Raw genomic sequence first — 23,282 nt, 5'->3', positions numbered from 1 at the left:
TCCCGTTCTATGAAAAACGAAACCCCGGCCCGCTTCAAGGCCAAAGCTATTATGCCAGCGGGCCGGGGAATACGAAAAGTTCAAACGGGGGACTAAGCCGCCGCGAGCAGCAGACCGTATTCGGGATTGTGTAACCGATGATACTCGGCCTGTACCACACTTGCCCCGTATTTCCGCTCGAGACGGCGGACCGTGAAGTGGCTGCGCGCCATATCCTGAAAGTGCTGAATGAACACGGTGTTGATCAAAGCGCCTCCGACCGCGCCGACGACGGGAATAATCTCGGCAGCGATCTTTTCCGAGACCGTAATGCCGAAACGGCTGGAAACCATTAAAACGAAATCCACCAGCAACGGCGCACCGGCGCGACCGGCCAGTCCGTTCCGAGCAATATGGCTGGAGGCTGCCGAGACGGACATTGCCAAAGCCATGCGCACCCCGTAATAACCGGCATCGGCGGCATCATCGCGGTTCGAGCGCCCTCCCAGGGCGAACACTTCGAGACAGGCCAGGCGGGTTCGGATATCATCGAGATTCTCGCCTTCGCTGCGGGCGATATCCGCAATCGAACGCAGCATGATCGTGGTCGTAAAAGGAAGTTCCACGAGCAGCGCGGGACCGCCCAGAAAGCCGCCGACCGCCCCGGTCGCGATCCCCATCAGCTTGTGGCACATGTCGCTTGATGCGGTGCCCGGTTTATTTTCCAAACTCGCGACCGCCGTGCCCAAAGCCTTCCAGATGGCATGTTCGGTACAGCGTTGCAAACGCTTGCGCCAAAATACGGGCAAAAGCTTGAATCCCGTCTCGATCGGTGTACCTATACTGTCGGCTAACCGTATGGCAAGGCTGGGCTGTTCAAGATTTTGATACGCACGCTTCAGACTCAGGAAATCTTCGCGCGACAAAGCCATGGGCATGCTCTTCATAGTGGTCCGTTTTTCGGTCAAACCGCTGGTCGGAACCCGGAAATTAGCGTCGCGAGATTACGGTTTTATGACGAAAGTGGATAGCGTGCCGATTCTCTACATCCATTGCCAAGCATCGGACTGCGCTATCCAAGCATCGCGACCGGGCACAAAATTGAATCGAGAGATTGCCCTCGAGTCTTCATAATGGAAATCTAAACTGTGACGAATCGCCTGCATCTTCGAACCTATTCATTTTTAGTCGCTCCCAATCGAACAGCCACATAATGAACGACCATGGAAAAATCCATCGAAAAGAAAAAACGCCCGGCCAAAAATCGAAAGCGGAATCATCACCAGGGTGAGACGGCCGGCACCCACATGACAGCCAGCGTTCCCCGCGCCTATTTGAGCGACACCCCGGCGGACGTTCAGGCCCGCTTAAAGGAACATCGCTTCGATCACCCGCACACAATCTGCGTCACCGATCCGGAAGATCGGCTGGTCGGGGTTATTGCCCTGGCCGATCTGATAGCCCTGCCCGCAGAGACGCCTTTAAACGATGCTGTGCAAGGAATACCTTCGGTACGCGTGGACGAAGACCAGGAAAAACTGGCCTCCTTGGCCCTGCATCATCGATTGTCCGTGGTTCCGGTAGTCGACCACGGAGGACATTTCCTCGGCGTGGTGCCGCCGCTGGCGCTGATGAACATCTTGAGGCATGAACATGTAGAGGATTTGCATCGCCTTGCCGGGATCAAACGCGAGAATCATCAAGCCCGGGAAGCCATGGAATCCGCCCCCTTGAGGCGTGCGCGGGATCGCTTGCCCTGGCTGCTGATCGGATTGGCGGGCAGTGCCTTGGCAACCCAGGTCGTTGCGCAGTTCGAGGCGCAACTACAGGACCGGATTGCGATCGCGTTTTTCATTCCGGGACTGGTTTATATCGCCGATGCCATCGGCACCCAGACCGAAGCCATTGCCGTACGCGGATTATCGCTCTCCCATGCGAACCTACGCACGCTGCTGGGCGGGGAGATGCGCACCGGCGTGCTGATCGGCCTGACCTTGGCGGTCGTGACTCTCCCTATCGTCTGGCTGATCTTCGCGGACCTTTATTTGGGGCTGGCGGTTGCGGTAGCCCTGTTCTCGGCCGGCTGCGTGGCGACGACCATCGGTTTATTTCTGCCCTGGCTGCTGGGGGAACTGGGAACGGACCCGGCTTACGGCAGCGGCCCACTTGCAACCATTCTGCAAGACGTCATGAGCCTGCTCATCTACTTTGCTGCGGTCAATTTCTTCCTGTTTTAGGACGCGGTGCGGCGCCGAACGCGAACGTCCTTCCGCCTCGATTTGTACTGTCTTGCTTATTGTACGGAGCGTTTCCGTCATGGCACTGTTCTTTTCTTTATACTGACGTTTTAATGTTTACCCTGGCATCGAAAGACGGAGGAATTGGTCTCACGGACAGGAGGGAAAGCCCAGGAGTTTGTTCATGTCGTTAACCGATTTTTTGCCAAGCCGGAGCCGGAGTGCATGCATCCACATATCGGAATAGATCATCTCACAGGCTACCGTTTTCAGATCGTCGAACTTTGTGCGGACACCAACACGGTCCTGATCAGCTACGAGGAAACCGCCTGGCCGCAGGAGCTCGAACCCACCCGCCGAATGGTATGGACCGAATTCGTCGACCACCTCATCCAGGGCCACTTCGAAATCCTCCGAACGATCAACCGATCCGACCGGTGAGATAAGCTTCGGTCAACGGGTGGCGCGGGTGCGTGAGAACCTGGTCGGTTTCCCCCACCTCGATCAGGCGTCCGAAGTGGAAGTAAGCCGTGCGTTGCGACACTCGCGCGGCTTGTTGCACCGAATGGGTCACGGTCACGATCGTCAACTGTTGCCGTAATTCCTCGATGAGACTTTCGATTTTGCCGGCACCGATCGGATCCAGCGCCGAACAGGGTTCGTCCATGAGAAGGATTGTCGGCTTGACTGCCAGGGCTCGGGCGATACAGAGCCGCTGCTGCTGTCCGCTCGACAGGCTCGTCCCCGGCTCATCCAGGCGCCGCTTCACCTCCTGCCAAAGGCCGGCACGCTTGAGCGCAGCCTTGACGGCGCGGTCAAGATCTTCCCGGCTATCGACGAGTCCGTGAATCCGCGGGCCGTACGCGACGTTCTCGTAAATAGACCAGGGAAAAGGGTTGGGTTTCTGGAACACCATGCCGACCTGTTTCCGCAGGTTCACGACATCGATCTCGCGGCCGTAGATATCCGAGCCGTTAACCTCGACCACGCCCGAGACCCTGCAGCCCGGGATCAGATCGTTCATCCGGTTCAGGCAGCGCAACAAGGTCGATTTGCCGCAACCCGACGGACCTATCAGACTCAGAACCTCCCGCGGGCGGACGTCGAGACTCACGTTCCGGATCGCATGCTTGGATCCATAATGGACATTGATATTTCGGCACCGTACGCAGGGTTTGTCCACGTCGGACTCACCCACAGGAACACCGAACGGTTCCTCGGCGAAGTCCTGAATATCGGGGATCTCCCTGAATTCGTTCTCCATGTCCCAACATTCCGGATGGGCAACCATTTCCGGCCGTAGCTCCTCTATGATTGGACAAGCCTAACCCCAATCCGCCCCTCCCGAATCAAGGAACAGGAACCGGCCCTGCTTTCCGACGGCGGACACTACGCGCTGAATTTTCGATAAGGCGCGACCCGAAAAGTATGGAATTCCCGAGTTTCAGCTTAATGACCGTTTCTCCGCCTTTAACGCCCTGGTAACGAGACTGTCAGGCGGTCTTAACACGGATGCTGTTTGATAGGCAGCTACCTGCCTCGGAGGCGATGCCCTTATCAAGAACTCTCGCTGAGAGAAGGCAGGGTAAGAGAACCGAAAAAGGATTCTCTCCCGTCAAACCGTTTTTCCATACGCCGACGGAGCGGGTCTTGCGCTGTTCGGCCCCGTGCCGCCCGAGCAAACCACGTGACGCTTTTAGGACTGAACCGAGGAACATCACCCTATGAAACTCCCCAAGATCGCCTGTGTCGCGACGCTGATTCTGGTCGCCGGCACCGCCTGCGCCGGTGGGCGCGCGCCCAAGACCACGATCAAGCTCGTCGCTCTCAACGATTTCCACGGCCAGCTCGAATCGCCGGGCTCATTGGATGGCAAGCCGGTCGGCGGTGTGGATTGGGTCGCCGGCTACCTGTCAAGACTGAAAAGCGAAAACCGCTACGCCACCGTGGTGTCCGCGGGTGATCTGATCGGCGCCACGCCGCTGGTTTCGGCCCTGTTCCACGATGAACCCACGATCGAGACGATGAACATGGCCGGACTGGAAATCAACGCCGTCGGCAACCATGAATTCGACGAAGGCAGGGACGAGCTGAAGCGCATGCAGACGGGCGGCTGCCATCCCACCGATCCGAATTCCTGCCAGGGGGCCGCGGTCGGAGCCCCGACCCGTAGAGACGGCACGTTTGCCGGCGCCCGCTTCAAGTTTCTCGCCGCCAACGTCGTCGACACGGGTAGCGGCAAAACGCTATTCCCGCCTTACGTCATCAAGAACTACGGCGGCGTCCGCGTCGCTTTCATCGGCATGACCCTGAAGGAAACGCCGACGATCGTAACGCCTTCCGGCGTGGCCGGGCTGGAATTCAGGGACGAAGCCGCCACGGTCAACGCACTGATCCCCAAACTGCGGAAGAAACGGATCGAAGCCATCGTGGTCCTGATCCATCAGGGCGGCACCCAGCCCGTCGCCCAGAACGCCACGACCATGAACCAGTGCGTCGGCAACCTGGACGGAACGCCTATTAAGCCGATCGTCAATCAACTGGACGATGCCGTGGATCTGGTGATTTCCGGTCATACCCACCAGGCCTACAACTGCATGATCGCGAACCGGGCGGGCCGGGAAATTCCGGTGACCAGCGCCAATTCCATCGGCCGTATCCTGACCGACATCGACCTGACCATCGACCGGAAAACCCGCGACGTTACGGCGGTCCGCGCCACCAATATCCGGGTGGATCGGAGCGATACGACGGTCGTCCCGGACGCCGGCATCAAGGCCGTCGTCGACGGCTACAAGGCCTTGGCCCAACCCATAGCCAACCGGGTAATCGGTGCCGTCACCGCGGATATCACCCGCGCCGGCAACGCGGCCGGCGAGTCCCCCCTGGGCGACGTGATCGCGGATGCGCAGCTGAAAGCAACCGACGCTCCGGGTTTCGGCGAGGCGGTCGCCGCTTTCATGAATCCGGGCGGCATACGCGCCGACCTGACCTACGAATCCAGCGAGGCAGGCGAAGGCGCCGGCAACGTAACCTACGGCGAAGGCTTTACCGTGCAGCCCTTCGGCAACAGCCTGGTCACCATGACCTTGACCGGCGCCCAGATCGAAATCCTGCTGGAACAGCAATTCACCGGCTGCGGTGCCGATAACGCGCCGGCGGCATTCAACTATCCGGACGGCGATGCCGGCCAGGCCTTCGACCGCATCCTGCAGGTCTCCAGGGGCTTCACCTATCAGTGGTCGGCCGGCGGTCCCGCTTGCGACAAGGTCGACCCGGCAGACATTCGCCTGAACGGCGCGCCCATCGACCCGGCCGCGAGCTATCGGATCACCGTCAACAGCTTCCTGGCAGATGGCGGAGACAAATTCCATGTACTGAAGCTGGGCACCGATCGCCTCGGCGGTGCCCAGGATCTCGACGCCCTCGAAGCCTGGTTCGCCGATCCGGAAGCCGATTCCGATCCGGCCACGCCGGGTGTACAAATCGCGCCCGGTTCGCAGGATCGCATTCTGCGGCTGCCCTGAGAACGGTGCCTCGGTGCCTGTCGCCGCTTCCGGGATCATCGGACGGACGCAGCGAGCATGGAACGGGCGCCTTTACGCCCGTTCCGCAGGCTCTTCCCGCTAACTGATAACCTCCGGTTCTCCCGGTTTCAGCCGAGACGAATCTTCCGGCAAGGCGGGCGTAAGCCCCAGCCGATACCAATCCACCCGCCGCGTCGCCACCATGGCTGCGGCCAGCAGCGCAAACAGGAGCAGAGAACCCAGCATCAAGGCGTTGTCTTCCGATTGCAGCAAGCCGTACAAGCAGGCGAACAATCCTCCGAGCAGGGCGCCAGCCCCCAAACCGCGCCGGGTGCTGGCTAGAACGGCACTCAGGTAGAACGCGATCAATCCCACCGACGCAGCGGCGGCGACCAGATAGGCCAGAGCAAAAGGGATATGCTCCGAAAGACTCAGCAGCAGCAGAAAGAACATGGCCAGAGCCAGGCCCACCAGCGTGTACTGGGCCGGATGGATGGACAGGGATTTCAGGATTTCGAACAGAAAAATCGACGCGAAAGTCAGGCACACGAACAAAAAGCCGTACTTCGTCGCCCGATCGGACAGCGAATAGATACTGACCGGGTCCACCAGTCTCAAGCCGAAGCTGTCGAAACAAGCGATATTCCGGCACCGGTAAAAGTCCTCGGCCACATTGGACGCCAGCGCATTCACCGACCAGGACGCACGAAAACCATGCGGCCCGACTTTCTGTCCCTGCGGATCCGGGAGGAAGCGTCCCTGGAAACTCGGGTGGGGCCAATCGGAAGACAAGACGACCCGGGTCTGTTTGCCGGCCGGTACGAAGTGGAGCTCCTCGAGCCCCCGCAGCTTCAGGCTGAACGCAAACGGCAGCGTGACCGGATCTTCCGCGTCGGTCCGCAACCCGACGTCGGCGTGCATCCCGGAAACCTGATCGATGGGAAGCTCCGCGCCGCGTTCGAAGGCATAATCGAGGCTGTCCCAGCTCATTCCGGGCGCTTCCAGTACCCCGCGCATGTCGGTTACCACCACGGAAGCGTAGGGAATTCCGATGACGATCCTGCCGTTGTGTACGGGTTTGGGCTTTGCGTACCCGGCCGGAAGGCTGAACCGCCCTTTCACTTCCGCATTCAGGACATAGGACCGTACCTTGAAAAGCCCGCGACGTTTGATTTCCGTAGTCAGAGAACCGTTCAGGTCCAATTGCTCGGGAAAGAAATATAGAACGCGGTTGTCGACACGCTGCTTCTCTTCCCGTCTGGGAACACCGTCCGCCTTCGATTCCAGCACTTCGATCCAGTGTTCCGCATATGGAATGGCCAATACCGGCCCGAACAGTTGTTGCGATCCCGCCGAACTGGCGGCGATATCGGAGAGAACGGCCCGCTGCCGCGCAGCTCTCTCGCCGACCAGACCTTCGATCATGCCCAGGGGCACGAGCAGCAAGAGGGTAAGACCGAACATGATGCCGGTCTTGAGCCAAAACGATTTACGCATGACAGGTTCTCCTGAAACGTGTGGATGATGAGCGGGTTCAGGATGCCTGCTGCCGGTGATGGGACGATGTGCCCTGCGTGTGGGAATTGTGAAGCGGGGGTGAAGTTTACCGGTTACTGACTCGGCCGCGGCGGCGGCCTGAAATTCCGAGGGATATTAGTAGGGTGGGTTAGGCCGCCAGGCCGTAACCCACCGATCGACCTCGAATCGATGGGTTACGCGGAGCCGATGGGTAGCCTGCCTCACCAAGAACGGAATCAATACGTTACCGTTCGTCCTGAGCCTGTCGAAGGACTTAGAGCGTTTTTCATGTCGGTGTACGGATTCGTGTCGGGAAGGAAGACTGTAGGTCGGCAATCCCTTCCCAATCGCAAACGGTCGCTTTAGTCGCGACCCTTGCCGACAAAGCCCTTTGCCGAGCCGGTACGTCGGCAAAGGATTGCCGACCTACCTATCGGGATCCCTTACACCGAATCGAAAAATGCTCTAATCAGAGCGTCCTTATTAATCCGGCCCTTAAATACCCTATTGATTCCGTTCGGGCTGAGCTTGTCGAAGCCCCAAGCCGAGTGCCCTTCGACAAGCTCAGGGCGAACGTTATTTTGGGCCGGGTCAACAATGGACGGCGGGCAGGCTCAGAATCGCCTCCGCCCCGCCGCCGCTCGCATTGACGACCTCGATGCCGCCTTGATGCAGCAAGGCGACTTCGCGCACGAAGGACAGGCCCAATCCCGTGCTTTTGCGGCCGGTATCCGGGCGCGGCAGCGAGTAAAAGCGCTCGAACAGCCGATCGGCTGCGTAAGCGGGGATGCCGATGCCATGATCGCGAATCCGGAGAACGACCATACTGTCGCGCCGCTCGCCGTAGACTTCCAAGACCGATTCTTCCGGAGAAAAAGCCACGGCGTTGTCGATGAGATTGGACAGCGCCTGCCGCAAGAGGAAAGCCTCGCCGTGTATGTACAATCTTTCGCCCAGGGAAACCACGGGCTTGAGCCGACGCTGGGCCAACAGCGGGGTTTTCTCGTCGATGACCGCTTGTACCAGATGCCCCAAATCCACCGGAACCGGCTCCGACAATTGCTGGCGCTGCTCCAGCGCCGCCAGTCCCAACATGCGCTCGATCAACTGATCCAGGCGTTCCGCCTGCTCTCTGACATTGCCGGCGAAACGGCGCCGGGCCGCATCGGGCATGGGCTCTTCCAGCAACTCGGCGGCGCCGCGTATGGCGGCCAGCGGGCTTTTCATCTCGTGGGTCAGGGTTTGCACATAGCGTTCCACATACTGCTTGCCTTCCAGTTTTTCCCGCATCGACTCCAGCGCTTCGGCCAGCGTCGCCATTTCCAAGCTGCGCAGCCTTGGGGCCGGAGCCTTCCTGCCGGCTGTGACCGCCCGGGCATAAGCCACCAGCGAGCCTATCGATCGCGTCAGGCGCCAATTGAACAATGCCCCGAATAGCAGCGCCGCACTGAAAAGCGCGAGCGCGTCCCTGCGTACCTCGGCTTCGCTGTTTTCGACGATGGGCTGCAACAGCGCGGTGGGATAAGCCACCGTGACCACGCCGATCAGCTCGTCGCCGGCCAGCACCGGCGCCGCCACGTGCATGACCGAACGGCCGGCAGTCTGCGACGGGTCGGGCGAGGAGCGCGCGCCGTAGCGACCCTGGAGCGTCAGATAAACATCGTTCCAGCGCGAATAATCCTGCCCCACCGCCTGGTGGGCGGAGTCGAACAAAACCACGCCGTGCGCATCGGTGACGTATACGCGGTAATCGAGGCTTTGCTTGGGAAAATGAAAAATTTGAGCGGAAACCGGGCGAGCCGCATAGCGCTGAATCGCTTCGGCGAACGGGCCGGTGGCGAGGCGTCCCTGCCGTAAATCCGGCGCGGCCAGTTCCGCGAGCAGATTCGCGGTATCCACCAGGCTGGCTTCCAGGGCGGTGCGCACGCCGGGACTGATCTCTCGAACCACCAGGTTCAGCACCAACTGGCCGGCAACGGCGACGATGAAAAAATATCCGAGGAACAGGCGAACCGAAAGCTTCACGCTCGAGCCTGGCCGCTCAAACCATAGCCCAGGCCACGGTAGGTGCGGATCGGATCGTGCGTCGGATCGATCGCGCGCAGCTTGGCGCGCAAGGTCTTGATGTGGGTGTCGACGGTGCGATCGTAGACTGCCGCCGGTTCTTGCCAAACCCGTTCCAGCAATTGCTCGCGGGAAAAGATGCGTTCCGGGTGTTCGATCAGAAGTTTCAGCAGCAGGTATTCGTACCGGGTCAGATCCAGCAGATGCCCGCGGTAGCGGACGCGCGCCGCAGCGCCGTCCAGTTCGAATGCCGAACCAGGGGGATGCGCCGCCTTGCCGGCGGCCAGGCCGTTGCCCCGGCTGCGGCGGAGAATGACTCGTACTCGGGTCACGACCTCTCGGGGGCTGAAAGGTTTGGTGACATAGTCGTCGGCGCCGATTTCGAGGCCGACGATGCGGTCGATTTCGTCGGTCCTGGCGGTGAGAAAAATCACCGGCAGCTCGGAAAACTTTCTGAGCTCGCGGCAGACTTCGAACCCGGTAGCGTCGGGCAGCCCAACGTCGACGATAGCCAGGGCGAAGTCCTCCGCCCTGAGTCGATCGAGGGCGGTCTGTGCCAAACCGACATGCACCGGCACGAAACCTTCACTGCCGAGCGCATAGGTCAGGGTTTCCGCGATCGCCGGCTCGTCTTCGACGATGAGAATGCGATCGGCCATTCACTTAATCCGTCTTGCCGCCGACCGAAACCTCTCGCCCCAGCAGAAAATTGGCGATGCGCAACAGTTTCCGCCGCCCTTGCGCCGGAGCAAGTCCCCGGGTCAGCGGCACCGCCAATTCCGCCAACTCTTCCGCACGTTCCTCGGTGAGCGTGGCGGAACGCCGCCGGTACTCGATCAGCGCATGCCGCTCGGCCGGGGTCAGGGGAAAAGGCGGCAGTTCGGCCTCCGAAAAATCATCGGCAACCGCCGATTGCGCGGCATCCGTCCGATGCACCACGACCGTCCCGGCCGCCATGTCGCCCAACCGCTTGCCGGCGGCATTGCAACCCATGGCGATGAGCCCGAAGGCGTAGCCGACCGGCATTGCGTCAACGAAGCGCAGGGTATTCCTTATGAAGGCGGCGTCCCAGCCCACAGGCGTCCCGTCTTCGCGCAAGACCGTCAACTGGCACAGGCGTTTGCCCGGCGTGGCGCCGTTGTTCAAGGCCTCGAACGCGATGTTGTACAGCCAGCCGAGAACAAAATAAGCCAAGATCACCAGCCCCCGGCCGAATGAACCGAAATACTGCAGCAGGACGACGGCCGCCACGAAAATCGAGAAACGGATCGCGGCGTCGATCAGAAAGGCGCGCGCCCGCGCCACCGGCCCGGCGACGCGAAGCCTGAGCTCGCAGCCTTCCGGGGTCGCGACCGACCGGACGGTGTCGAGAGAAACGGTGGCGGAGGCGGGCATGGGCGGTCAAGCAGTGAAAATGTCTTGATATGCCTTGTATGTCGAACCGATGAACACGGGCAATAGGACCAACCACCCCAAGCCGGCGGGAATCGTCGCGACGATCGCCGCTATAAAGCCCACGATACCGTAGACCAGGAACGGCATGATGTTGCCCAGACACCCCCGAAAGCTGAGCCCCATGGCCTCGACCGCGCTCTTGTCATGAAACACGACCAAGGCCGGCGCGAACCAGAAAGCCATGATCAGCGGAACCAGAAGGGCAAATGCGATCAAGGCGGCCACCATCACCATCAAGAGGGTCGACTCATCCGGCGGCGTTCCCGTGAAAATGCCCAGCGCACCGGAGCCGCCGAGTACGACCGCGAACACTCCCCCCGCGACCACGAGGGCTCCCAACAGATACAGCAAACCGACCAGTGCGAGCTTTCCGAAATGGCTCTGGAATCCTTCGAACAGGTGGCCAAAGGCGAGTCCCCGCCCCTGTTCGAGAGAACGGCATCCCAGCATCAAGCCGCCGGTCAGCACCGGGTAGACCAGGCTGGACAACAGATTCACGACCGGAATCAGGTTCATGGCGATACTCACCAAAAACCAGACGACGACAATTCCTATCCAGGTCCCGGGAGCCTTCCTGAACAAATCCCAGCCCTCGCTCAACCATGTCATACCGCTTCCGGCACTGTTCCGCTTCGGCGCTTCCAAAAGTACGCCGGAATTTTCCGAAACCGGATCGGCCACCCGCGAACGGGGCGCCTGAAAGGGATTGTGCGGCTCATTCTTCGAAAACATATCTTGGCCGGGCGTTTCCATAAATACCTCTCTTTTTTTGGTTTATTCAAAAAACACCGCTACGCTTCATGTCCCAGTAGCGGTTGACCAGCGCCACCGGCAGTTCCGCCGGGGCGACATCCAGAACGGTGATGCCTTGAGCACGCAAGTCGGCCAGCTGCCGCCGGCGCCCACGGCGGTAGTCCAGCGCCGCCGCATAAGCCAGGGCGCCATCCAGATCGATCACCGTCTCGCCGAGGACAGCGTCCAGCGAGGTTTCCCTCAAATTGGCCAGGAGCACCAGATGCCGCCGCCTCAACAGGGCCAGCGCCGGCGCCAGGGTGGACTCGTCTTCGTCGCGCAAATTGGTAAGCAGCACGATCAGCGAGCGCTTGCTCAGCCGCTCGCTCAGAGCCTGGCTCGCCATCAGATAATCGGGCGTCTGCAGCGAGGGCTGCAGGTCGTACACCGCATTGAGCAAGCGTTGCACAGTGGTCAGCGACCTACGCGGGGCGAAGAACCGGGGCTCGGCCTGCGCGAAGGTCGACAATCCCACGCCGTCGCCCTGGCGCAGGCCGACATAGGACAACAAAAGCAACGCGTTCAGCGTATGGTCGAAATGCGACAGGCCATCGTCCTTGGCGCGCATGCGCTGGCCGCAATCCAGCAGGAACACGATGTTCTGGTCGCGCTCGTCCTGATATTCGCGGGCTATGGGCTTGCGCCTGCGGGCAGTGGCTTTCCAGTCGATCTGCCGCAAGGCATCGTCCGGGCAGTACTCCCGCAGCTGATGAAAATCCAGGCCTTCGCCGCGCCGCTGGCGGCGCAAGACCCCCATCTGCGACAACCGGTTATCGGTCGCCAACAGCGAATAGCGGGTGATCTTTGCGAAATCCGGGTATACCCGCACCGTTTCCCCGCCGCCGACCCGGTATTGAGTGAGCCACAGCCGCAGCGGCGAAACAAGCCTCAGCTCAATCGGGCCGAACGCATGCTCGCCCCGCTCCAGCGGCTGCGCGGTATAGCCGACCTTTGCCCAGTACCCCGGCTCGAGCCTGAAAAACAAGGGCAAACCCTCGGCGGAGAAAGCCTCGGGATGGCGGTCGAACACCCAGCCGGCGGCGCCGCGGTCCGGACAGGCGAGCCGCAGATGCACGGTCTGGGTAACGCCCACGGGCCACGCGTCCTTGATCTCGCGTCGGATCCGAACCGGATTACGCCGACTCAAGGCCAGCCAGGCATCCGCCGCCGCCGCGCTCAGCAGCAAAACACCGGCAATTTGCCAGGCCGGCAGCCACCACGGCCAGAACGTCGACAGACCCGCAAGGCCGAACCAGGCGGCCAGCGCGATCAACAGGACGCGACTGGGCAGGAGCATGCGGGAACCCGATCAGAGCCGCGGCGAGGGAACCTGGTCCAGCAGAAACCGGAGCAGCGTGTCGGCGCTCGATCCCTCGATGTCCGCCTCGGGAGAAGTCGCCACGCGATGGCGCAGGGCCGGCAAGGCGATGGCCTTGACATCGTCCGGGGTCGCATAAGTCCGGCCGGAAAGCAGGGCGCAGGCGCGCGCCGCGCGCACCAGAGCGATGCTGCCGCGGGGCCCGGCCCCGAACGACAAGCGCGGATGCTCGCGGGTGGCCCGGCTTATGGAAACCGCGTAGTGGAGCACGCGATCGTCCACCGCGACATGGGCCGCCAGCCGCTGCAGGGCGGCCACCTGCTCCGGACCGATCAGGACCGCAACCTCTTCCACGGCCAGATCGCCGCCGGATCGGCGCTCGATCACCTGACGGGTGAGCGCCAGCTCTTCCTCCAGATCGGGATAATCGATGCAGATCTTGAGCAGAAATCGGTCCAGCTGCGCTTCCGGCAACGGATACGTGCCCTCCTGTTCAAGCGGATTCTGGGTCGCCAGCACCATGAACGGCTGCGGCACGGCCATCGACCGGCCTTCCAGAGTCACCTGGCCCTCCTGCATCACCTCGAGCAGCGCCGCCTGGGTCTTGGCCGGCGCGCGGTTGATCTCGTCGGCCAGGAGGAGATGAGTGAATACCGGCCCTTCGCGGGTAATGAACTGGCTGCTGCCCATGTCGAAAAAGGTGTGGCCGACCACGTCCGAGGGCATGAGGTCGGGAGTGAACTGAATCCGGGCGAAGCGGCCGGAAAAGGTTTTGGCCAGTGCTTTCACCAGCAGCGTCTTGCCGAGACCGGGCACTCCCTCGAGCAGCACGTGGGCGCCGCAGAGCAGGCCGACCAACACCTCGTCGATAATTCGATCCTGGCCGATCAGCACCTTGCGCAGCTCGGCACGAATCGCCCTGAGCAGGGTCCCGGCCTTATCCACTTGTTCATCGAGCAAACGTATTACCGACATAAATCCTCACAATCGTTGTTCCAGTTGCTGCGCCGTATGGGCGCAATCGACGAAATGCCGCGGCGAAGGGTTCTCCGGCGCGGCCAGAACCGCCGCCACCCGGTTCTCGGGAATCCCGCTCGCGGCGGAAAGAATTCTCGCCAGTTCCGGCTCGGAGACGTCGGCCAGGTGCGGATGCCGCTGCAGCACGTGTCTTCGCAGTTCCTGCCGCATCACGTTTTCCCAATGGGCTCGGCCGTTCTCGCCGAGATGCCATACGGCGCGGCCGACAGCGGCAAGATGCTCGACCAGGCTGCGCCTGACCGGACTCGGCGAAACCAGGGTACCGCCGAATCGCGGCACGATATTCCAGAGCCAGGCCGCTAGCAGCAGAGCGCCGCTGATCAGCGCCATCCACGCGGATTCGGCCAGCCATTCCCAAAGCGTCGGAACTTCGAGCCGGGTAGCCAGGCGAACTTCGCCCCGCGGCTGGTAATGGCGTATCAGCGTCCAGATCAGCTCGGCGTGATCGTACTCGCCGATTTGCCGGTTGCCGAGAAAAGCGAAGTCATCGAACACCGTGATGCTTCCCGCCCCATAGTCGTAATGCAGCACGGCGCTGGCCGAATCGACGCCCCCCGCTTTCCAGACCGGCGCCGGAGAGGTCGGCGCCAGGCCCCAGAGATTCCAGCGGGACGAACGCCGCAGGCTCAAGGGCTGGCCGCGCGCCGGCAGATGCACCGGAATCACGTCCGTTCCATGCTCGCACGGCGGATTCGAAGACTCGCACGCATCCGTCTCGTCGTGTTCGGGTTCGCCATCGTCTTGCCCGGCATCGTCGTTCTCGCCCGTAACCGCCTTCGGAGGCTGATACCATTCGATTCCCAGGTGCTTCAGGACGGGATCGTCGATCCGGCGGGGCTCCGCCGCGACGATCAGATAACCGCCGCGCGCCACCCAATCGAACAAGGCCTCGGTACGGCGCGCGTTGACATGGATGCGGCGGCTGTTATCCAGCAGCAACACGCCGCCGGGCGCCAGTTGATCCAGTGCCGGCGCATCGCTGACCCGCACCACCGGCCGGCCCAGCCGTTCCAGAAGACGCTCGAAAGCCAGATATGGATTGCGCAGCGCTTCCTTGCCAGGCTTCTCCCACGTCGTCTCCGGCAGATAATCGAAGTTGGAAAAGAACCAGGCAGCAACCAGCCCGGCCAGCACCAAAATCCCCGTCAAGGACCACAACACTGTTCGCTTCATGCTTCAGCCCGCGAAATGTTCCGGCCAGCGGGTGCACAGATCGCTCAGTTGCGCCACGGGCGGCGCGGCACCGGCGTAAGCCGTGAGCTTCCAGGCCTGCAACAGCTCGGCGAAATAACTTTCGCCGGCCGCGTCGATGCGCCCCCTCACCCGCTCCAGGCAATTGCCCTCGGTATCGCCGGGACGGAAGTCGACATAGGCGCGATGGATCAAGGACACCAGCGCGCCCCGATAGAGCAGCGACAGCGCGGCGGCATGTTCCCCGGCGGCAAGGTGCCGTCGCGCCGCGGCGACCGGATCGGTCGGCAGCGACTCGGGGCGCACGTCCAGGCCGAACAGGGTTTCCGGAACGCGGCGCGCGGCGGGACTCCGAATCAGCCATTTCTCGTGATAGCGATAAAGCAGTACGATCAGCGCCGTGACCAAAACGGCGGCCGCAGCGAAACTGAAACCGCGGAACCCCTTCGCCATCCACTCCCCAATCGTCGCCAGCATTTTCAGGATGTCGGAATCGTGCTTCCGCGATTCTTTTTTCGAATCGCGGTAGCGCCAGCCCCATTCCTCGACCTGCCGGCCGAATACCGGATCGGCCAACACCTCCCGAATCGCCCGTTTCGCCTCGCCGGTCTCGGCGACGCTCGCCGCCGGCGGGTCGGCGAAAGCTTCGCGCGGCGCCTGCAGCCACGAGAAACCGGCGAAACAAAGGAAGACCGCCAGCAGCGCGGCTTTCCTGGCGGTCTTCCCGCGCCCTTCCGACTCCGCCTCGATACGCCGGCTCAGGCGGCGGAAACCCAGTTCGATGTCCCAGCCCTCGAGTTCGTTGCGGCGATTCAGATACAGGGTGAAACCGGCGGCGACATAGAACGGCTCGACCAGGCTTTCGCCCGCCACGTACGCCAAATCGGTCAACACCTCCAGCCAGGGTTCCGACTCGCCGCGAAAAAGAGCCGCCCAGTCGAAAAACGGCGCGACTTCCTGCGGCCGCAATAATTCGATAGCCAGGATCAGCGAAATCTGTAGAAACGCCGAAAAATGAGCGCAGACATAGGTGAGCCAAACCGCGGATCCGCGAGTTCTGCTGTCGAGCACCCGGCGCCGAGCGGCCGCCTCACGCCCGCGCTGCCCCTCCAGCTGCACGACCGGAAGATGAAACGAACGGGCCAGACTGAAACGCCCCACGGTCAAACCCCTGAGCAAACCCGAATTCCGGACCAGCCCCGGCAAGGCCCGCCAAACGTCCTTCACGCTCGGAGGCGTGCCGAACGAGGCTTCCGCGTAAACCTTCAACAGTACCCGGTCGAACAGCGGCTTGAGCCACCACACGACGATGACGGCGACGCCGGGCCACTGCCAAAGGAGAATGGACACGATCAGCGCGAACGGCAGCACGGTGGCGAACCAGGCGCGATAAACCGGCCGATACCAATGCCGGAGCACCACCAGCCCCAGATCCAGGGCCTCCCAGGGCGTGCGCCGACGCAAATCCAGGCAAAGGCGTTCAAGCTGCACGGCGGCCGCGTCCGACGAGGGAGAAATAGGCCAGCAGCGCGAGCCAGAAAGCAGTTCCGAAGCCGTATTTGATTTCGACGGGAACGGTTCGGATCGGCGACCAGAACGCCTCGACGAAAGCGGCGCAGAAAGTGAGACCGGCCGCGCCGTAAAGAAGATGCACGGCCTGCCGCGCCGCCTGCTTGAGCGCGTCGGCGCGGCGCAGTCTTCCAGGCGCGATCAGGGCCAGTCCGATTTTGAGTCCCGCCGCACCGGACAGAACCGCGCCGATCAGTTCCGGCGCGCTGTGTCCGGCGACAAAACCCCAGAACGTTTCGATATAGCCGATCTGGGTCAGATGCCCCGCCACCGCGCCGATCACCAATCCGTTATAAATCAGGAAAAAAACGCTGCCCAAACCGAAAACGATACCTCCGGCAAAACACTGGAAGTCGATGCGCACGTTATTGCCGATGTAGAAACCCAGCATCATCACGTCGTCGGAAGCCTCCCGCGGGCGGCCCAGCCGCTCCACCGCCGGAGCATACATCTCTTCCGCCGAACCCACGGTTTCCGGAGTCAGCAGGAAATATACGCCGTCCGGATAAAATTGAAGTGTGTAGAGAGCAAGAAACAGCGGCAGGAAAAACAGCGCCGCCGCGGCCCAAACCAGCCGGGCTTCGGACCGGACCAGAACCGGAAAGTCGTGCAGCACGAAACGCAGCCACTGCCCCCCCGCCGCCCTGCGGGCGCCGTAAATACGCTGGTGGACCGCCAGGACCCGGTCGCGCAAGGCATCGAGCAATGGTTCCGAATAGCGTCGGTCCCGGGCCAGGGACAGATCCCGGCACAAGCCCCGAAATTCCCGCGGCAAGCTCTCCGCCGTAATCCCCCCGGAACCCGGCGGTTCGGCGCCCGAAGCATCGTTCCCCTTCCCCTTTCCGCGGAGCCCGCCGGCCAGCCACCGATCCCAAGCCTCCCACACCGCTCGCCGCGTTTCTATGAATTGATATTCCTTCACATCCCCGTCCGAAAAAGATTCGAAGCCTTAGTTTAGACCAGATGTGTGATCTTGGTCGCGGATTCGCGACACCCGGTTTCGGAATTGGTGAACATCGTAATGGATTGCCGGCGGTTTCAGCAGCGGAAAGCCAGCTTTCGACTTCACGGCGACGTCATACCGGAAAACCACCCGCATCTCATCGAATCGGAAGCGGTCATACGGCAGAAGGCGGACTACATTCATCAGACCCCGGTCAAACGCGGCTACGTGAATCGAAAGGAGCATTGGCGCTATTCCAGCGCGCGCAACTATGCTGGGCTGGGCAAGGAAGGCTTGATTTAGGTGGTGCGGGCGTGGTGAGTCGGTTTTGAAGCTGGAGCTTCGGCGGGAGAATTCCCAAGGGGGAGCTTGGGAACGAGCGAACGTGATTGGATTCGATTTCAGAGGCAGAGCGTACCGAATGACCCAAACGTTGCCGTAATAATGCTGGGGTCTGACCAACGCGATCAGATGATTTTAGCCGCCACTCCTCCTTACCAGTTCTGGTTATTCACCCTAGGTGTTCACGGTGACCGGTTTTCTGCCATTTCTGCCATTCGAGTTGACTAACACCAGCCATTCACCGATGGCGGCTTTCTTCAAATTCCAAAGTAGTGCGGGATCCAAAAATTGCCATTCGTCCAATTTGGAAGCATAGGATCGTTTTACGGCGTCTAACGGGACGGGTGAGCCGCGCGAGCTTTGAGCGTCGGCGCCACACCCGATGGTTAAGCATACACTGACTGCTTACAGAAGCTTCTCCAGCGGGATTCCCGCTTCGTCTTCCACTTTCTTGTATTCGGCTTTTACGTACTCCAGGAACTGCGATAATTGCACCAGATGCTCTTCGTAGTCTGCGCGATCCCGGAGGGTTTCGCTCTCAAGCAACTTCTCCTGGTAGAGCATTGCGTCACGAACTGCGGAGACCAACAAAGGTGCCCATGTATTTGGGATATTCATCAAACTGCCTCCTTTACCCCGCTCTTCGCGAGCTTATTCAGCAACAACTTAAACCGGCTAAGCGGCATATCGTGTGTGGGGGCAATCGTGTAGTGAGTGGCACCGAAGCGCGAGTTATATTCGTCACGAACAATAGCTAATCCCAGAGGGAGAGCTGTTCCTGCTGGGATTCGGTAATAGCTCCAGTCTTTACCCGGAGGGACTCCAGGCTTGTCGAACGTGCTAACGCCCCGCGGCCTCTGGCTTACCGACACCCACTTCGTGCCGGCGCGGTCGATAATCCGGATATCTGCTGGCCGAGGCCGGCCGCTTGACAGCATGAAAGGCTCTTCTACAAGCTCGAAGAGCCCAGAGGCTTTCCGACGATTCAGCGCCCGCCAAAGATCTAGCGGTACATGCCCCTCATAATAAGCATCGACTTGGTCCGTCTGAATCAAGATATCCTTCAGCAGCTTGATTTCCATTTTCTTCTCCTTTTTATTGACTCGTTGTTGTTCGGGAAATCGCTTAACGTGGAGTTCAGCGGACGACAAAAACGCAACTTTTGACGGTCCGCTGGAACGAGATGTTAGAAATTGCTTCGGCGTTTGTTCTTGAGCAATCCCAAAACCACGCCGGATACAAAAATAGTGAGTGAAAGGTATGTCTGGATGAAATAGGGTATTCCTTGCTCAGCGTACAAGTACGGACCAACATCTGCTGAATGAAATTCTATAAGAAGGCTAGCAAACCATAGGGAAGGTAAAGCCGCAAGGACAGGGACAAGCCATTGTCGATGATAGGAGCCAACAAAACACACAACCGAAGCAGCAACTCCCACTATCCATACATGGAGTATAGATGGCTCTTTGTCGCTTACCTCGGCCAATGCAGCGGTTGGGATGAACACAAGCAAGCTAAATACTACTTTGATGAGTAGCGTACGGTCAGAGGAATGTAGCATTCTGGCAGGCCTTCCAGTTCGTCTTTGAGTCTCTCAACGAATTTATCGATATTCACCATAAGATCGATGCAGCCAGCACTTCCGGGGACTGAACCTCCGTGAATGAAAAAACCGCCTCTTCCATGTGTTTGGGTGCTTGGATACGGATGTATCGTCAGGCGAAAGTTTCCCCACGCGGATCGTGGAGTGCGAACGAGGCTCTTGAACCTATTGTTTTCCCACATTTGCGAGGGCTGAATCCAGTACTCACCCGCTGGTATTGGACCTTTGTAGGGAATCTTCTGGCGCTCAGCAGAATAGTCGAACTTTCCGTTCTAATTTCGCTTTCCCGAGACTGAAGGAAAGACAAGCGCTCTTTTGGTTCCGCTCGCGCGCAGGAAGGAGCCGTCGAATACAAGCGCTATGCGAGATTTCATGCAGATGGGAACTTTCGGGGCGGTACGTTCTTCGGTGTAGTTATTGGGCATGAGAGTACTCCTTATTGCCGATGTAGAAACCCAGCATCATCACGTCGTCGGAAGCCTCCCGCGGGCGACCCAGCCGCTCCGCCGTCGGAGCATACATTTCTTCCGCCGAACCCACGGTTTCCGGAGTCAGCAGGAAATAGACGCCGTCCGGATAAAATTGAAGTGTGTAGAGAGCAAGAAACAGCGGCAGGAAAAACAGCGCCGCCGAGGCCCAGACCAGCCGGGCCTCGGACCGGACCAGAACCGGAAAGTCGTGCAGTACGAAACGCAGCCACTGCCCCCCCCGCCGCCCTGCGGGCGCCGTAAATACGCTGGTGGACCGCCAGGACCCGGTCGCGCAAGGCATCGAGCAATGGCTCCGAATAGCGTCGGTCCCGGGCCAGGGACAGATCCCGGCACAAGCCCCGAAACTCCCGCGGCAAGCTCTCCGCCGTAATCGCCCCGGAACCCGGCGGCTCGGCGTCCGAAGCATCGTTCCCCTTCCCCTTTCCGCGGAGCCCCCCGACCAGCCACCGATCCCAAGCCTCCCACGCCGCTCGCCGCGATTCTATGAATTGATATTCCTTCACATCTCCGTCCGAAAAAGATTCGAAGCCTTAGGTTCTGTTGACGTATCAACGTAGCCAGATGAGGGCTGAGACGAATCGCAGCATACCGATGTCGTTGCGGGCGGTCTTTTCATAGCGTGAGAAAATCCTACGGTAATGTTTGATTTTGTTGAAGAAGCATTCGATCAGGTGGCGCTCCTTGTAGACGAACCAATCGACCTTGCGGAGTTCCGTGCGGTTGCTGCGGGGCGGGATGACGGCTTCCATGCCCCGCGCCTCGATGGTCTGGACGAGGGCGTCGCTGTCATAGCCCTTGTCGCCGATAAGGGCCTCGGCCCCTTCCGGCGTCAGCTCGTAGGGCGCAATAGCGTACTCGCGTATTGCGCCGCACGAGTTTTAAGCTCGCTCGCCCACGGCCCAGTCAGTGTCCGGCCCATTAGCCCACGTCAGCGAATAAACACCACGTTCGACATAGCGATGAAACGTCGAATGGGGCCACTCTGCGACGCGTTGGACATAGCCATGTTTCACCGGGTTGATGTGGCAATAATCCACGTGCGCTACATAATCCTCTTCATCACGAATTGCGTGTTCCCAAAATCGACGTTGCCATATCCCGCGTTCACCACGTGCGATGCGTACCTTCGAACGCCGTTCCGTTGGTGGTAAGCCTTTGCAGAAACCTTGTTTGATCAACCGCCATCGATTGGTGAAATCGTCATCGCCAGGAGGGAGCGTCCATACAGCGTGCAGGTGATCCGATAAAACCACCCAAGCGTCGATGTGGAACGGCCGTTTGGCCCGAACATGCCGTACTACCGTTCGAAGTAGGTCGATCTGCCTGACAAGCAAGTCATTCGGGTAACGTTCGAGCAGATTAACGGTGAAGAAATAGGTGCCGCCGGGTACGCGATAACGTCGATAGTCGGGCATTGGGATATCCATTTCGAGGCGAGTGTACACGGGAAAAGACTGACCTAAATGTGTCGAAGGCATGCGGCGCAATACGCGTGTACGCTATTGCGCCCTACGCGGGCTGCTGGCTTGTCTATTGCGACCTTCCCGCATCGATGGCGCCAAGCATTCGGCGGCGGTGATCAAGCTCTTGGTGACCCGCTTGCGGCAAGCGTGCTTGAGGTCCGCATCATCGTCCGCGGCGATTCCGGCTTCTGCCGGCAGAGGCTCTTGCGCGGGTGCGAACGGTATGAGGTGGGCTATGTCATCGGCGTGGCGCGCAATACCCGCTTGCACAACGCCGTCGCGGCCTGGGAAGACGAGCTCAAAGTCACCTTCGCTGAAACCGGCCTCAAGCAGCGCAGCATTCATGAATTCCGCTATGCGGCCGATTCGTGGAACCGCGAACGGCGCCTCATCACCCGCCTGGAGTTTGGTGCTCAAGGCCCCAATCCCCGGTTCGTGGTGACCCACCTTGACCTTCCGGCAGATGCCCTCTACGACCACCTCTATTGCCTCCGCGGCGAAGCGGAAAATCGGATCAAGGAAACGCAACTCGACCTCTTCGGCACCCGCGCCAGCTGCCATAACTTTCTCGCCAACGCGCTACGCCTGATGTTTGCCGCCCTCGCTTACACGCTGATGCAGCGCCTGCGCGAGATCGCCCTCGCCGGTACCGATCTGGCGCGGGCGACCGCCGCCACGATTCGGGTGAAACGGCTCAAGATCGGCGCCTCGGTGGTGCGCAATACGCGCCGCATTCGCATCCTCTTAGCCTCGCACCATCCCCTGCGCGAGACCTTTCTCACCGCCGCCCGCGTCCTGGCGACCTGACCCGGCCCGAGTGCTGTCCCCGGCACGCTGATAAACCAGGGGGTAAGGGGAAATTGCGTCTATTGCTCAGAAATCCCCTCGTTTTGCCATATCGCCTCCCTAATCGCACGCCTTTGAGCCCGCCACTCTGCTACTGCAGCCCCCCAAAGGGAGCTGATGAAATATCCGGGCTAAACATCGACTAAACTCACCCCCCATGCCCCGAAGCCGCTACCATATCCTGCAAAATCAATCGCCCCACTTCCTAACGGCAACGATCAACCACTGGCTGCCGCTGTTCACCCGCCCGGAAACGGTGAATATCGTGCTGGATTGCTGGCGGTTCCTGCAGCTGGAATCCGGCTTCCAGCTCTACGGCTACGTCATACTGGAAAATCACCTGCATCTCATCGCCGCTTCGCCCGACTTGAGCCGGGACATGCAGCGCTTCAAATCCTACACGGCCAGGCAAATCGTCGCGTACCTTGAGCAACGCGGATCGGTCAGGATGTTGGAGCTGCTGGCGCTATTCAAGCGACATCACAAAACCGAAAGCACTTATCAGATTTGGGAAGAAGGCAATCACCCGCAACTCATCGAATCGGAAGCGGTCATGCGGCAAAAAATGGACTACATCGACCAGAACCCGGTCAAGCGCGGCTGTGTGGATCAGGCCGAGAGCGTTTTTCACCGCAGCATAGCGGTGTGAATTGGGAACTCGGCACACACCCTGAATGCAGGCACAAATATGGTTGTAGGTCGGCAATCCTTTGCCGACAAAGACGTCGGGAAGGGATTCCCGACCTTGTATTATGAATTCCGTGTGGTTCGGAAGGGGTTGGAGAAGACTCCCGACCGGTCACCACAGGCCTGGAGGGCGCTCCAGGTTTGAGCGACTGGATGCCGTTCCCGCCCTTGGGACACCAAGCCCGTTGCGTAGATCGATGCAGCAGTCGCTCACCCTCA

22 protein-coding genes and 2 pseudogenes are annotated in these 23,282 nt (G+C 60.5%); 6 read left to right on the top strand and 18 right to left on the bottom strand.

From position 1 onward, the window contains the following. Nucleotides 1-92: 92 nt before the first annotated feature. A complete protein-coding gene (locus sS8_RS19190) occupies nt 93-926 on the bottom strand; it encodes an EcsC family protein (protein ID WP_197716577.1) in 834 nt (277 codons plus the stop codon). Nucleotides 927-1,202: 276 nt separating this feature from the next. On the opposite strand from sS8_RS19190, the gene sS8_RS19180 reads away from it, so the two are divergent. Next, the gene (locus sS8_RS19180; protein ID WP_119631169.1) at nt 1,203-2,216 is read left to right on the top strand and encodes a magnesium transporter; all 1,014 of its coding nucleotides are present in this window, start codon (nt 1,203-1,205) and stop codon (nt 2,214-2,216) included. A gap of 225 nt (nt 2,217-2,441) precedes the next feature. Beyond that, nucleotides 2,442-2,657, top strand: coding sequence for a hypothetical protein (locus tag sS8_RS19175; RefSeq protein WP_119631168.1), 216 nt, complete (start codon nt 2,442-2,444; stop codon nt 2,655-2,657). On the opposite strand, the gene pstB is transcribed toward sS8_RS19175, so the two are convergent. Next, nucleotides 2,638-3,480 carry a phosphate ABC transporter ATP-binding protein PstB gene (gene pstB, locus sS8_RS19170; RefSeq protein ID WP_119632894.1) on the bottom strand — a complete coding sequence of 281 codons (843 nt, stop codon included), beginning with the start codon at nt 3,478-3,480 and terminating at the stop codon, nt 2,638-2,640. The two genes, sS8_RS19175 and pstB, sit on opposite strands and share 20 nt — an antisense overlap. 460 nt (nt 3,481-3,940) lie before the next feature. Between pstB and sS8_RS19165 the strand changes: the two genes are divergently transcribed. Next, nucleotides 3,941-5,743: a bifunctional metallophosphatase/5'-nucleotidase gene (locus tag sS8_RS19165; protein ID WP_119631167.1), complete on the top strand. Its 1,803-nt coding sequence runs from the start codon at nt 3,941-3,943 to the stop codon at nt 5,741-5,743. A 99-nt stretch (nt 5,744-5,842) separates the two neighbouring features. On the opposite strand, the gene creD is transcribed toward sS8_RS19165, so the two are convergent. The 10 genes from creD to sS8_RS19115 form a co-directional block, all read right to left on the bottom strand. Beyond that, complete coding sequence (gene creD, locus sS8_RS19160; RefSeq protein ID WP_119631166.1) at nt 5,843-7,240, bottom strand: cell envelope integrity protein CreD; 1,398 nt, start codon at nt 7,238-7,240, stop codon at nt 5,843-5,845. Nucleotides 7,241-7,852: 612 nt separating this feature from the next. After that, on the bottom strand, nt 7,853-9,286 hold the full coding sequence (gene creC / locus sS8_RS19155) for a two-component system sensor histidine kinase CreC (RefSeq protein WP_119631165.1): 1,434 nt from the start codon (nt 9,284-9,286) through the stop codon (nt 7,853-7,855). Next, nucleotides 9,283-9,984 (bottom strand): two-component system response regulator CreB, encoded by a 702-nt coding sequence (creB, locus tag sS8_RS19150; protein ID WP_119631164.1) that lies wholly within the window; start codon nt 9,982-9,984, stop codon nt 9,283-9,285. Before creB ends, creC begins: the two co-directional genes overlap by 4 nt. A gap of 4 nt (nt 9,985-9,988) precedes the next feature. Beyond that, nucleotides 9,989-10,720 carry an RDD family protein gene (locus tag sS8_RS19145; protein WP_119631163.1) on the bottom strand — a complete coding sequence of 244 codons (732 nt, stop codon included), beginning with the start codon at nt 10,718-10,720 and terminating at the stop codon, nt 9,989-9,991. 6 nt (nt 10,721-10,726) lie between these two features. Continuing rightward, nucleotides 10,727-11,533 carry a BPSS1780 family membrane protein gene (locus tag sS8_RS19140; protein ID WP_119631162.1) on the bottom strand — a complete coding sequence of 269 codons (807 nt, stop codon included), beginning with the start codon at nt 11,531-11,533 and terminating at the stop codon, nt 10,727-10,729. 25 nt (nt 11,534-11,558) lie between these two features. Further along, nucleotides 11,559-12,869 (bottom strand): DUF58 domain-containing protein, encoded by a 1,311-nt coding sequence (locus tag sS8_RS19135; protein ID WP_119631161.1) that lies wholly within the window; start codon nt 12,867-12,869, stop codon nt 11,559-11,561. 12 nt (nt 12,870-12,881) lie between these two features. Then, nucleotides 12,882-13,865, bottom strand: a complete 984-nt coding sequence (locus tag sS8_RS19130; RefSeq protein ID WP_119631160.1) for an AAA family ATPase — start codon at nt 13,863-13,865, stop codon at nt 12,882-12,884. 6 nt (nt 13,866-13,871) lie between these two features. Further along, nucleotides 13,872-15,101, bottom strand: coding sequence for a DUF4350 domain-containing protein (locus sS8_RS19125; RefSeq protein WP_119631159.1), 1,230 nt, complete (start codon nt 15,099-15,101; stop codon nt 13,872-13,874). Nucleotides 15,102-15,104: 3 nt separating this feature from the next. After that, nucleotides 15,105-16,610: a DUF4129 domain-containing protein gene (locus sS8_RS19120; protein WP_119631158.1), complete on the bottom strand. Its 1,506-nt coding sequence runs from the start codon at nt 16,608-16,610 to the stop codon at nt 15,105-15,107. Next, nucleotides 16,600-17,610 carry a stage II sporulation protein M gene (locus sS8_RS19115; RefSeq protein WP_119631157.1) on the bottom strand — a complete coding sequence of 337 codons (1,011 nt, stop codon included), beginning with the start codon at nt 17,608-17,610 and terminating at the stop codon, nt 16,600-16,602. The genes sS8_RS19120 and sS8_RS19115 overlap by 11 nt, the downstream gene beginning before the upstream one ends. Nucleotides 17,611-17,697: 87 nt before the next feature. Here sS8_RS19115 and sS8_RS19110 point away from each other — a divergent pair, with 87 nt between their 5' ends. Next, nucleotides 17,698-17,934 (top strand): hypothetical protein, encoded by a 237-nt coding sequence (locus sS8_RS19110; protein WP_232020362.1) that lies wholly within the window; start codon nt 17,698-17,700, stop codon nt 17,932-17,934. A 444-nt stretch (nt 17,935-18,378) separates the two neighbouring features. Here the strand turns inward: sS8_RS19110 and sS8_RS19105 are convergent, their stop codons facing one another. From sS8_RS19105 to sS8_RS19080, 6 genes and pseudogenes are all read right to left on the bottom strand, one after another. Continuing rightward, a complete protein-coding gene (locus sS8_RS19105; protein WP_119631155.1) occupies nt 18,379-18,591 on the bottom strand; it encodes a hypothetical protein in 213 nt (70 codons plus the stop codon). After that, nucleotides 18,591-19,055 (bottom strand): Tse2 family ADP-ribosyltransferase toxin, encoded by a 465-nt coding sequence (locus tag sS8_RS19100; RefSeq protein WP_119632893.1) that lies wholly within the window; start codon nt 19,053-19,055, stop codon nt 18,591-18,593. Before sS8_RS19100 ends, sS8_RS19105 begins: the two co-directional genes overlap by 1 nt. A 439-nt stretch (nt 19,056-19,494) precedes the next feature. Next, nucleotides 19,495-19,815: pseudogene (locus sS8_RS30035) on the bottom strand (tlde1 domain-containing protein); the annotation flags it as partial. Between the two features lie 175 nt (nt 19,816-19,990). Then, nucleotides 19,991-20,347, bottom strand: coding sequence for a stage II sporulation protein M (locus sS8_RS19090; protein ID WP_119631154.1), 357 nt, complete (start codon nt 20,345-20,347; stop codon nt 19,991-19,993). Between the two features lie 268 nt (nt 20,348-20,615). Continuing rightward, nucleotides 20,616-20,873: a transposase gene (locus sS8_RS19085; protein ID WP_269461517.1), complete on the bottom strand. Its 258-nt coding sequence runs from the start codon at nt 20,871-20,873 to the stop codon at nt 20,616-20,618. A gap of 72 nt (nt 20,874-20,945) precedes the next feature. After that, nucleotides 20,946-21,482 carry an REP-associated tyrosine transposase gene (locus tag sS8_RS19080; RefSeq protein ID WP_119631152.1) on the bottom strand — a complete coding sequence of 179 codons (537 nt, stop codon included), beginning with the start codon at nt 21,480-21,482 and terminating at the stop codon, nt 20,946-20,948. Nucleotides 21,483-21,585: 103 nt separating this feature from the next. Here sS8_RS19080 and sS8_RS19075 point away from each other — a divergent pair. Further along, nucleotides 21,586-22,337 (top strand): annotated as a pseudogene (locus sS8_RS19075) (IS1380 family transposase); the annotation flags it as partial. A 196-nt stretch (nt 22,338-22,533) separates the two neighbouring features. Further along, on the top strand, nt 22,534-23,025 hold the full coding sequence (locus sS8_RS19070) for an REP-associated tyrosine transposase (protein ID WP_119631150.1): 492 nt from the start codon (nt 22,534-22,536) through the stop codon (nt 23,023-23,025). Nucleotides 23,026-23,282: the final 257 nt, after the last annotated feature.

Source organism: Methylocaldum marinum (assembly GCF_003584645.1).
GTDB lineage: Bacteria > Pseudomonadota > Gammaproteobacteria > Methylococcales > Methylococcaceae > Methylocaldum > Methylocaldum marinum.
This window is presented reverse-complemented; position numbering and strand designations above follow the sequence as displayed.